The 12,855-nt window shown below is 69.9% G+C and carries 1 protein-coding gene (cut by a window edge); it reads right to left on the minus strand.

Annotated features, from left to right (window positions below):
- Nucleotides 1-12,855, minus strand: partial view of a hypothetical protein gene (locus ACFW6D_RS10935; protein ID WP_379327014.1) — the end only. 18,009 nt of this gene lie beyond the right edge of the window; the window shows 12,855 of its 30,864 coding nt (coding positions 18,010-30,864); the start codon falls outside the window, past its right edge; its stop codon occupies nucleotides 1-3.

The following is a 12,855-nucleotide window of genomic DNA, read 5'->3' on the forward strand; positions in this document are numbered from 1 at the left end:
TCATCGGGTGAAGATTCCGGCGCGACGGTCCGGGTCGGCCCAGACTTCGTGGATCAGTTTGCCGAGATCGAGGTCGGCGGGGACGGTGCGGTATTCGACCACGCAGACCGTCGCCGCGCCGGACCGCACGGTGAACCTGGTGTGCTGATCTCCTGCTGTCCCCCAGGTGATTTCGATCCGGTCGTCGAGGTCGATCGGATCGTCGCCGATCTGCAGGCCTAGCCGGGAACCGCTGCGGTAGAACACCACCATGGTGTCGCCGAGCTGGGCGTAGACCCCGCCGGGCACCGCACCGGCACCACTGCCCGCCCGCAGCGATCCGGCTGCCGGATCGAATTCGGCCGTCGGGCCGAAGCCCGTGTACGCGCGCACCTGGACCGGGCCGGCGCTCTCGGTCGCGCCGCCGATCAGGTCGCGGCGACGGGTCGGCTCCTTCCCATGGCCGGGATCGCTCGCGATCGGCGGTGCGGGATCGGCCTGCGAGTGCTGGTTCTGCTGCGGAATCGGCGAGGGTGCTGCCGGGGCGTCGGTTCGGGGCAGTCCGGGTTCGGCGCTCGCGGGGCGAACGTTCATCCCGGCGCCCGAGTCCGTGCCCGCGTGCCGATGCTCGACACCACGATCTGCCCCGCCAGGCAGGTTCGCCGCACCGGTCCCCCGGTCGTGACCGGGCTGCGGTGCTGCGTCGGCCGTCTGTGACGTCCAGCTGCCATGCGAAGGCCCGGTATGTGGCCCGCCGTGTTGCGTTGGGGCTTGGGCGTTGTCCGGTCCCGGGTACCAACCGTGTTGCGCATCGGGCTGCCCGACGAAACCTTGCTGGGGCCAACCGGACTGGTTCATCGGTCCGGGTGGTGACTGCCAGCCCGCCGAGGGCGACGAGCCATTGGGCGGCTGCCAGTTGGGCGGCGGACCACCCGGCGCCGACCAACCCGAGTGCGGGTTCGCCGGCCCACCCTGCGGTTGCGCCGGACCGGACAGAGAACCGTCGACCGACTGCTGCCACCCGGGTGACTGTTGCCACGCCTGTTGGGGCTGCTGTTGCCACGCCTGCTGGGGCTGCTGCTGCCATCCCGGTTGCGGTTGCGGATCGGGTGCCTGTGGCTGCCAACCGGACTGCGGGACCGGCTCACTCGACTGCGGCGGCTGCCACGACTGCGGCGGCTGCGGCTCGGATGCGTGCTGCGGCCACCCGGACTGCGGGACCGGCGCACTCGACTGCGGTGGCTGCCACGACTGCGAATCGGGTACTTGTGGCTGCCAACCGGACTGCGGGACCGGCGCACTCGACTGCGGCGGCTGCCACGACTGCGGCGGCTGCGGCTCGGATGCGTGCTGCGGCCACCCGGACTGCGGGACCGGCGAATTCGGCTGCGGCTGCGGCTGACTCGGCCGCGACGCGGGCTCGGGCTGCGGCCATCCGGACTGCGGCGGTCCTGGCTGATGCGGCTGATGCGGGTGCTGCCAATTCGATGCAGTGTCGGGCATAAATCCTTGCGGCTGAGCCCATCCCGATGGCGCATAGCCGCCGGGCTGCGAAGAGCCTTGTGGCTGTGCCCAATTCGAGCTCGGGTGCATGTTGGTTGCGTCCGGACCGGATTGCCGAGCGCCGCCGCTCTGCGTGGGAGGTTGCGGCGCAACGTTGTCCGGCTGGTGCCAACCCGCGGGTGACTGCGGAGCGCCACCCTGCGTATGCGGCCAGTTGGGCTGCTGTTGAACATGGCCGTACGGCTCCTGCGGGCTGACGGCGTCGTAGCCCGGCCGACCACCGTTCGGGTGCGCGGTCCCTCCGGGGTGTTGCGCGGCGCCGTCCGGATGCGGCCATTCGGGTGGGTATGACTGTGGGGCAGCCCATCCCGGGGCGGGGACCGGTCCTGGTGGGGCCGACGGTGGGGCGCCTTGATAGCCCGGCGCAATGTGCCCTGATCCGGTCGGGCCACCGCCCTGCCAAGTCGACGAATCCGGGAAGCCGGGCTGCTGCCCCGGAACTCCCTGCCACTGCCCGTACCCCTGCGGCGCGGCCTGCCACTGCCCACCACCGAGCGGCACGGGGTTTGCGCCGTTCCATTCCGGCCGTGCCAACCACGGCGGTAGCTGCGGAAGCTCACCGCCGCCCGGCTGATTCGGATCAGCCACCGGAGGAACCTGCCACTGCCCCGGCATACCGGGCTGCTGCGGGACCTGATCAGAGTCAGGGATCCCGGGCCAACCAGACATCGGACTCGGCACACCGGGCACACCGGGGCCGAGTGAACCTGGTAGTCCCGGAACCTCACCCAGACCCGGCAGACCGGGCACTCCCGGAATCTGACCACCTGGGGTCGGCGTCGGCGGCAGCGAAGGCGGGGGCGGCAGCGTCGGTGAAGGCGTCGGCGTCGGCGTCGGCGTGGGTGTCGGCAAAGGCGGCACCGTCGGCGTCGGCAAAGGCGGCACCGTCGGCATCGGCAAAGGCGGCGGTGTGGGTGTCGGCGAAGGCGGCAGCGGCGGCGTCGGCAAAGGCGGCACCGTCGGCGTCGGCAAAGGCGGCGGTGTGGGTGTCGGCGAAGGCGGCAGCGGCGGCGTGGGCGTCGGCGTGGGCGTCGGTGTCGGCGAAGGCGGCGGTGTCGGTGTCGGTGAAGGCGGTGATGGTGTGGGGACAGTGGGTGTGGGTGTGGTGGGCCTCTGCTGGCCAGGTGTGGTCGGCTTTTCGGGGTCGCTGGGCGGGTCGGATGCGTCGTCGCCGAGCGGCCACGGGGGTGCTTCGTGCGCGCGGATGCGAATCGGGTCGGGGATGTCGAAGTCGTACCTGGCGTAGTAGCGCGGAATTCTGGACCGAAGACTGGAACCCCGCACGGCCGCGGGCCCGGCCGACGGTTCGGAGTCGCCCTCGTCGTCGCCCCGACGGCCGGAACCGCCGTCCCCTGAATCGTCAGAGCGACTCGCCCCACCGTCACCCTCGTCGTCCCCGTCCCCACGACGACCCGAGCCGTCCGCACCGGAATCGTCGTCGCCATCACCCGAACGACCCGCGCTACCTTCACCCGCACCGGAATCGTCGTCGCCGTCATCCGAACGACCCGCACTACCTTCACGCACACCGGAATCGCCACCGTCCGAACGGTTCTGCACCTCGCTACCGTCGACATCGTCCCCGGCACTTCGAACAGCACCACCCGCACCCGAACCGCTGTCACCGTCATCCGAACGACCCGCGTTACCTTCACGCGCATCGGAATCGCCACCGTCCGAATGGTTCTGGACCGCGCTATCGTCGCCATCGTCCCCGGCACTTCGGACGGCATCACCCGCATCGGAACCGTCGTCAGCGGAGTTTCGACGACCGGTTGCACCGTCACCTTCGGCATCGGCACTCTCACGGACCGGGGAAGGCGCAACCGACGGGTTCTCTTGTACCGCGCCGATATTCGTATTGCGTAGGGCGGTGCGGAGTTCGTTGTGGATGTGGGTGAGGTCGGCGTCGGCGGTGAGGTAGCGGGTGGCGGCTTCGGACAGGGCGGTGACCTTGCGCTGCCATTCGAGTTGTTCGTCGACGCGCATGGTGCGGGTGCGCAATGCCTCGATCGTGTCGTCGAGGATGCGGCGGGCGGATTCCGGGTCGTCGGCGTCGGCGCCGAGGGCTTCTTCGTCGACCGGGAGGCCGATCATCGCGGCAGTCCTCGCATCGCGCGCGTCCTCGCGCACCATGAATTGTTCGGCCCACTCCTCGGACAGCCGCTGCGCCCGCGCATCGGTCGTCCACGCCGCACCGGACTCAGCGCTGGTGGCCGCACCCGTCTCGGCCCGGCCGGAGGTTCCCGGCTCACCGGACGCGCCGTTCGATCCGGATCCGCCCTCCGCCGCCGAAGCGGCGTCGGAACCCGACTCGCCGACCCCCGTCCGTGATGCCGTGTCGGCACCCGCAGCACCATCCCCCAGCGGCGATGCTGCGTCGGCATCCGAATCGCGATCTTCCGCAAGCGAAGTGACAGAACCCGAATCATCGCCCGACGTCGGCACATTCGAACCCGAATCATCGCCCGCCGGGGCCGCGTCCGGACCAGAAGCATCGCCACCATCAGGCGCAACAGCACCCGACCCGGAATCGCCGTCGGTGTCCGGTGACGGCGGCAACGCGGCGGGCTGGTCCGGGCGCGGTGGCAGGAACGGCACGCGGGGCAGCGGCGACGGCGCGTAGCGGACCCCGGCCCGCCACTCGGTGAGGGGCGGGCGGACGGCGTCCCAGTTGTAGCCGCGGCCGATCGCGGCGACATTGGCGGCGTTCCAGCCCAGCTCGCGACGACCGGCGTCGAGGAACTCGGCTTCGGCGAGTGCGTCTTGCAGCAGCACCGAGTCGGCGGGCAGCGGTTTACCCGCGATCAGCCGGTTCCATGCCTCGGCGACGTCGGCGAGGCGGTCCATCGGCCGCCAGACCGGTTTACCCGAGGGGTCGGTCCAGTCGCTCACCAGGTGCGGAGTCACCATGAGGTGGTTCTTGATCGCGAGCACCTGCTCGGCGGTCAGCACCGGAACATCGACCGCCATCCGCTCGGCGAGCAGGCGGGCCAGCGTGTCACGCATGCTCTCCCCCGGCAGCGCACCGTCGAGAGTTCTTGGCTCGAGCAGAAATTCGCGCAGGTCCACGATGGTGTCGCGGATGGCCTCGGCGTCATCGGAGTCGAAATGCTCGGCCAGCTTCTTCGCGGCGAGATCGATTTCGCGGTCGATGATGCGCAACTGCCGGTCGACATCGCCGTTCGGATCGATACCGTGGTGCCCGAGCACCAGCAGCTCGTCCACTTCGTCGATCACCTTGCGCGCCGCGGCCAGCAGGGCGGCCTCGCGCGCCGTGGCGACGTTCGCGGTGATCGACGCGATATCGGTGTCGTCGGCGAGGAATTTCAGGTATTGCGCGTCGGCCCAGTCCTGGACCCGTTGCCAGGCGGCGATATCGGCGTCGAGCGCGGCCCGCAACGGCGCGGGCAGCACCACATCGTTGGTGGTGGGCAGGTGATCGTGCAGGTCCCAGCGGCGGAACATCGGCTGCACGTCGGGACGTGGCGCCGTCCACTTGAAATTGCGGAACACGGTGCCGAAGGGCGGGTAGTCCATCAGCCACGGCCGCGCCTTGACCCACTTGCCGATCTCGGGATGACGCTGAATCCACGCACGCACCCGGGGATGCTTCGGCACCTCGGCCGCCATCAGGATCAGGCGGGTGATGTTGTAGAGGTCGTCGCCCCAGTGCTGGCTGAACGGTGTCGTCCCGTCCGGACGTTCGGAGATGTCGTAGGGCGAGGGCGCCTGCGGCGGGTTCAGCGGCAGCAGACTGTCGGGGTATTGCCCGGCCGGAACCTCCTCGATCAGCAGGGCGGCGTCGTTGAACAGGTCGCCCATCGCCCAGCCACTGACACCGTCGGGGAACGTCTTGCGCTTGAACTTGTCCGGGACGCGCTGGTTGTCGTGTTCACCACGCCACTCGGCGCGGGTGATGTCGACCGGATGCGATACACCGGCACTGTCGGTCCACGAGATCAACCGCAGGGTGCCGAAACCCGGAGTAGCCAGCCGCTGGACATGTGGCGTGGTCGAATCATCAAGGCGCCAACCACCTTCGCGGTTGGCAAGCACCTGCACGAATTCGGGATCGACATCGAGCACACCGAAAAGATGTGCGACAGCGGCTGATTCGTTGAGCGCCTGCCGCCATGCCGCCTCGTGGTCGGCGAACGGGGCGTCCGGGTCGGCCGGACGTGGGCCATAGACGAGGATGCGCGGCGAATCCCCTTCCACCACACCGACCCACGGCGTCACCATCCGGCCGCCTTCGGCCCCGATCACCTCGCGCAGCACGCCGGCCAGTTGCGCCATCTCGTCCTGCATGCGGCCGATGCGCCGATGCGCGTCGGCGACATCGCGTGCCGCGTCGGCGAGTGCGTCGATCTGGTGCAGTCGGGCAGGCACCTCGTCGACGCGCAGCGCACCCGAACGCAAGTCGTCCACCAGCTGCTGGCGCAGCTTCGCCACGGTGTCGGCGAGGTCGGTGGTGAGTGCGGTCTCGTCGGGCGCACCGGTGCTGTCGAGGATGCCGAGCCGGTGCGCCAGATCGTCGCGCATCGCCCGCCGTGGCTTGATCCGCTGCAGTTCGTCCGCACGCCGCTGCGCCAGGCGGGCAAGCTCTTCGGTGCGCTGGCCATCGGTGGGTGGCCGGTGCCAGACCACGCCCTGGCGTTCGAGGTCGGTGAGCTCGCGGTGCACGTCGAGCAGCCGGGCATCGAGCTGGTCGAGCCGGTTGCCAGCTTCGATCAGTTTGGTGAGTACGGCGGCCCGATGCCGCTGCTCGGACTCGGAAACAGGAACCCGAACCTGTTGTGGCGCTTGGTCGATACCACCGGCGATGGTCATCTGCTCGGTATCGGCGGCGGCGATCATCGCCGTAACAGCGGCCTCGCGCGCCGTCGGATCCAGCGCCGCCCAGTCGATGCTACGGTCGAAGCCGAGATCGGCGGCACGGCGATTGGCCTTGGCACGCACGAACTCTCGCTCACGCAGGAGCTCCTGTTCTTCGCGCAGCAACCGATCGTAGGCCTCGGGCAGCCCGAGTTCGGCGGCCAGCTCCCCGACCTGCGCCTCGACCAGCAGATATTCGGCGCCGATGACGCGCAACCGGTTGACCGCGTCCTGATCGAGATCGGATCGACCCACGAGCCGCTTGATCGTCTCGACCAGATTCGCCGGACGCAACGAGGAGCGGTCGGTGACACCGAGTTCGGCACCGAGATCCCTGATCCGGGAGGATAATTCGTCACGGCGGGCCAGCGCAGCAGCATGGCGGCGCACTGTCTCGTCGTCGCTGCGATCACGGCCGGAGTCGGAGTCGCCCTCGTCGGGTGCGGGTCCCGGATCGGCCGGTCCCGGAGGTTGGCCGTCACCGGGTGGACGCTGCGCACCACCACCGGTCGCTGCGGCGGGCCCCTCCTCTCGGTCGGCGCTGCGCAAGGTGAGATCCCTTGACAGTTCCCGTGTTTCGGACCGAACGCGGCCATCGGCATCAACGGTGTGGCGTATTTCGCGCAGCTGGGTGCTCGGATCGCGAAGGGCGGCCACCACCTCCGGTGTCCCCGACCGCACCGCTGCCGCTAGTAATTCCGGCGCGTCAGTGTCAGTCCTGGTCGCCACCAACAGGATCGGTGGCGCATCCGCGACAACCGCCACTCGCGGCGCCACCAGCTGGCGCCCCGCACCGTTGAGCGCATCGTATTCGGCGTCGGCGAGCAGGCGAGCGGTCAGTGTGTCGACCCGCTGCTCGGCTCGCTGGAATCCCTCGTCGTCCGCTGCGGCGGCCGCGTCGACCAGCGTGCGACGGGCAGCGACCAGCTCAGCGGCGATCCGGTCTCGAATCGCTTCACGCACAGCAGAATCGGACGATGTGTCGGCCACGAGGGTCGGCGGCTCGGCCCCAACGGTCCGGGCGGCCGAACGTCCCAGCTCGGTGACCTCGGCAGCGGCCTCGACCAATTGGTTGGCCAGGGCGGCCAGTCGGCGGACGATCCGGCCGTCGGTGGGCGTGTTCAGCAGCAACCCCACCTCGGCCACCGCGGCAAGAGCCTGGTCAGGGGTCAGCCGGGCGGGATCGATCCAGCGGCGCATGGTGGCGGCGAGCCGGATCATCTCCTCGGCCAGCGCGTCGCGCCTGCTCACCGCCTCGGCGTAGGAGTCGGCCGGGGGCAGCGGCGCGGGTGTGCCGGTCGCGTCCAGTCCCACTGCCGCGCGGACGCGCTCGACCAGCAGCGCGTGCAGGACCTTCGCGGGCTCGGACGCCGCCGCACCGTTGAGCTCCACGTCGGCGAAGGCGTCGGCGATCGCCTCGTGCACGCGGAACTTGCGCGTCCCGTCCCGGCGGGTGCGCCCGAAACTGTAGTTGGTGAGTTGATTCAGCCATGCCCGGAATTCCGACTCCACGACGGGCGAATGGTGTTCGCTGTAGGCGCGAAGCAGTGCGTCGAGTGCTTGTTTCTCGGTGATGCGGCCGGTGGTGAGGTCGAGCGCGTGCCCGAACTCGTGGGTCAGCGTGACGCGCAATTGACTGGCCATGCGCGACCAGGCGTTGCCCCAGCTGCCGTCACTGTGCACGAGTGCCCGTACCAGCGCGGGGTTGAGAAGTATGTCGGAGCTGAAGGCGAGTCGGCCGGACCCGAACCACGGGGTCATCCTGGTCGCCCCGTTGACGGACTTGTGCAGCAACAGCAAGCCGATGGAGCGCAACAGGGTGCCGGGGTACTTCGACATCAATTCGTCGATGGTTCTGGCGTATTCGCGCATCGCGTGTACGTCGACACCGACAGTATCGAAATCGTTGACGACTAGTCCGTGGCGTTCGGCGAGCACCTCGACGATCTCACGCGGCCCACGGTGGGACCACTCACCGAGGTCGTACCGCGACGGCGGCCACGAAGCATCGCCAGGAAGCGGGGTGCGGCCGGTGAGCGCGTCGATGAACCGCTGCCGCCATGGTCGCCGCACCAGGTTGTCAGTGAGATCGGCGGGACGGCCGTACCCTTCCGGTTCTCTGCGCAGCTCCCGCACCCGCACACCGTCACCGTCGACGGTCACGTGCAGGTAGCGCCTCGTGCCCGACACCGGGTCGACCTCACCGACCGTGGGGTCGGCGAACCTGCCGACCCCGGTCAGGCCGTCGGCACCGGCCGGGACGACGCCGAACCCGTCCAGCACCGGGTCGCCGCCCAGCGCGCGCACGACATCGCGTACCGCGGCGTCTTCGGCCCTGATCCGCACGTGCGGATCGGCGGGGTCGGCCCCGGTTGCCACCAGCTGGGCGTACGCGCTGTCGAACGCCGCGAACTCCCTGCGATCACCGATGCCGTCGCGGGTGATCACGGCCGCGAGTTCGTCGGCGCTGCGGGCGACCGGGTCGATGCCCATGCGCCGCGCCTGCGCACCCAACGCGTCGAATACGACTGCCCGCGCCGACGATTCGGCGAGGGATGCCGCGGCCTCCGGCGAAGTCGGCGCATGCGCGGTGACATCGGAGCGCACCCACCGCTGCGGCTCCATCTCCGGTTGACCCTCGCGACGCCGGGTCTGCTCTGTAGCCCGGTCTTCGGCGTGCTGCAGGTGACGTGCCGCTGTCAGCAAGTCCTGTCGACGTGCGTCGTCGCGATCGAGCGCGCGATACGCGTCGTTCAGCTGGCGGCGCAGCGTCGCGAAATCACCGGAGGGTTCGACGATCCCCGCGTCGGCGGCCGCCTGAACAGCACGGGCGAGGAAGTAGTCACGAAGCCCACCGAGGACCGCGACTCGTTGGACTGCCGAATCGGAATACCCACCACTGCTGCGGGTTTCGCTCGATGCCCGATCGCTGTCGAGCCGCTGACGTTCACCGGGCAGGTCGTCGCGGATGCCAGTGGTTTCGCGCGGTGACCGATCGCTGTCGGGCTGCTCGCGTTCACCGCGCTGGTCGTCGCGGACGCCATCGACGGCGCCGGTGGGGTCACCGCTGCCGTCGGCGCGGTCGGCACTGCCCAGCGTCAGATCGCGCGGCAGGTCCCGTGTTTCGGAGTGCACGCGACCGGCCGGGTCGATGGTGAACCGCACTTCGCGCAACCGGGTACCCGGGTCACGGAGCGCGTCGAGCACCTCCGGCGTCCCCGATCGCACTGCCGCCGCGAGGAATCGGTCCGCGTCATCGGCGGTTCTGGTGGCCACCAGCAGAATCGGCGGGCTGTCGTCGGTGACCGTCACGTGCGGCGTGACGGGCGTACGCCCCGGACCGGTGAGCGCGTCCTGTTCCGCATCGGCGATCAGCCGGTCGGCGAGCGCGTCGATGCGCTGCTGCGCGCGGGTGGCGTCGACGAACTCGCCCGGTTGCGCGAATTCCTCGGCGGCGGCGAGCAGTGCGGCGTCGCGTGCTTCGATCGCCGCGAGGAGTTCGGCGGTGAGCCGGGCTCGCACCGCCGCGCGCACTGCGGGGTCCGACGAATGATCGGCGGCGGTGGGTGGTGGCGACAGCGCTGCCGACCGGCCGGTGGCCTCGACGGAACTCGCCAGGTCGGCGACCTCCTTCTCGGCACGGACCAGATGCTGTGCGAATTCGCTCAGTGCCGCGATCGTCCGGCTGTCTGCGGGCGAGCTGAGCAGGGTCCGCAGCTCGGCGACCGTCGCGAGCACCCGGTCAGGGCTCAGTCGTGCCGGATCGACCCAGGTACGCAGCGTGTTCGTGAGCGCGAGAATCTCCTCGGCCAGCCGGTCACGCCTGCTCACCGCGTCGGCGTACGACGCCGAAGGGGGCAGCGGTGCGACGTCACCGACCTCAGCTGCGCCTGCGGCTTCGTTGACATGCCGGACCAGCAGGGCGTGCAGCACCTTGGCGGGTTCGGTGGCCGCGTCGCCGTTGAGCTCGACATCGGTGAAGGCCTCGGCCAGCGCCTCGCCGACATCGAGCACGATCGGGTTGCTCGGGTCGAAGCTGTAGTCACTGAGCTGCTGCAACCAGTCGTAGAACTCCTCCTCGTCTACGGTTCCGTACCGCTCGCCGTAATGGCGCACCAGCTCGGCGAGCAGGACCTCCTCGGTCAGCCGCCCGGCAGTGTCCTCCAGCACATGCCCGAACTCGTGCGCAACTACGGCATAGACCAGCGAATGACCCTTTGCCGAAACAAGATTCGTCGACCCGCCGCTCTCCCTGAACGAGTTCACCGTGCTCGGGCTCAGCACCATTGTCGAGATCGGTCCGAACAGCCTGCGCCCGAGTGCTCCGCGCCGCCACACGGTCTGGCCGAGCACGCCCTCGGGGAGAGCGGCGTCGAGGTCGATCGACCGCAGTCGCGCCATGGGGTACTTGGTCATCAGATCGTCGATCGCCCTGGCGTATTCGCGCATCGCGTCGATATCGACGCCCTCGGTGTCGAAGCCGTGGACGGTCACCCCGTGGCGCTCGCTCAGCACCTGCGCGATCCGGCGAGGCCCACGGTTCGACCATTCACCGAGGTCACGTCGCGACGGCGGCCAGCTCGGTTCGGCGACCTCACGTCCGGTGAGCGCGTCGACCATGCGCTGCCAGGTCGAACGTTGCGCCGAGGGCGGTGCCTGGATACCACCGCGACCGATCGCGGCCGACGCGGTCTGCAGCGGGGCGACCCCGACCCCGTTTTCGTCGATCGTCACCTGCCAGTAGCGCAGGTCCACCCGATTCAACCCGGTCCTGACCTCGCCGGGCACCGCGAGATTCGGGTCGCTGAATCGGCCGATCGCCGTCACACCCCGACCGGTGTCGACCCAGCCGAGGCCGTCGATCAGTGCCACGCCGTCGAAGGCGGCACACACTTCGCGCACCGCCGCTTCCTCTGCCCGCAACCGCACATGCGGGTCGGCCGCGTCGGCGCCGGTGGCGAGCAGGTCGGCATACGCGCGGTCGAAGGCCGCGAATTCGGCGTACTCACCAGTGCCGCGGCGGCGGACCAGCTCGGCGAGTTCGTCGGCACTGCGCCCGGTTGGGTCGATGCCGAGTCGGCGTGCCTGGGCGCCGAGCCGGTCGAATGCCGAGGCCTGCCTGCCGAGTTTTCCCAGCTCGCGCCCGGCCTCCGGAGTGGTCGGGTGGTGGGCGAAGCCGTCGGTGCGCACCCAGCGCTGGTTGCCGTATGGCTCGGGGCCGGGATCGCTGTGGTCTCGGGTCCAAAGTCGTTGCGCCGCCTGGTCTGCCCGCACGGCGCGGCGGATTTGCGCGACGGCTTTGCGGGCCGCCAATTGCTGTGCCGCGTCGGCTGATTCGTCGGCGATCACATCGGCGAGCAGTGAGCGCAGTTCGGTGGCCGTGCGACCGGTGCCGTCCACCCCGGCTTCGGCGGCGAGACGGACGGCAAGATCGAGGAAGTGGGCCTGCAGGGCCTCAGCCGCCGTGATCCGCTGGCCGAGGGTCGGCGTGCGGTCGGCGGGTCGAGGCCGGTGCGGTTCGGGGCGGGGTGCGTCGTCGTCGACGCGGTCGGCGGACAGCAGGCTGCCGTCCGAGGGGAGGTCGAAGACACCGACCACCTCGGGTCTGCCGTCGGCGCCGAAACGCATCCGCACCTCTCGGACGCGTGCCGACGGATCATCTAGCGCTGCAATGACATCGGCGTCGGCAGCGCGAACCGCGGCGGTGATCACCTGGTTGGCGTCACCGGCGAACCAGCTGACGACGAGCAGGCCCGGCGGTGTGTCGGAGGTGCCGATCCGGCCCGTCAGCGGGTCGGCGCCGTGGTTGCGCAGGGCATCGTCTTCGGCCGCGCGAACCAGGTCGCGGGTGAGCGCGTTCACCCGGCGCTGATGATCGGCGAGGTCGTCGGGATTCGCGTCGGCGAGCGCATCATCGAGTGCCACACGCGCTTCGGCGATCTCGTCGACGAGACGGTCGATGACAGCACGTCGGACCGCCGGGTCGTCGTAGCGTGGCGGTGCGATGGGCGGCAGCGGGGGCACCGGCGGCGACGGTTGGGCCAGTCGCGCGACCAATGCCTCTGCCGCCGCGTATCTTTCGGCCAGGCCGTGCAGTTCGGCGAGAATCAGGCGTTGCGCCGGATCCCGCAGCCGACCGGTGAGCCGTTCGACGGCGTCGACGATCCGTCCCGGCGCGAGGTCGGCGGTGGCGATCCACTCCCGCAACTCGGCGGCCTTGCGGTGGACCAAGGCCGCGTAGCCGTCCCGCTGGGCGACGGCTTCGGCGAGATCGCGTGGTGTGTTCGGGTACGGAATGGCTCCGATCGGCAGGTGCCCACCCGGCTGCGCGCCAGCGGTGAGCAGCCCGTGCAGCACCCGCATCGGCTGCGGCGCGCTGTCACCCCTGAGTTCGGTCTCGGCGAACGAATCGGCAAGTGCCTGACGCAGATTCAG

This window comes from Nocardia sp. NPDC058705 (genome assembly GCF_042749305.1).
GTDB lineage: Bacteria > Actinomycetota > Actinomycetes > Mycobacteriales > Mycobacteriaceae > Nocardia.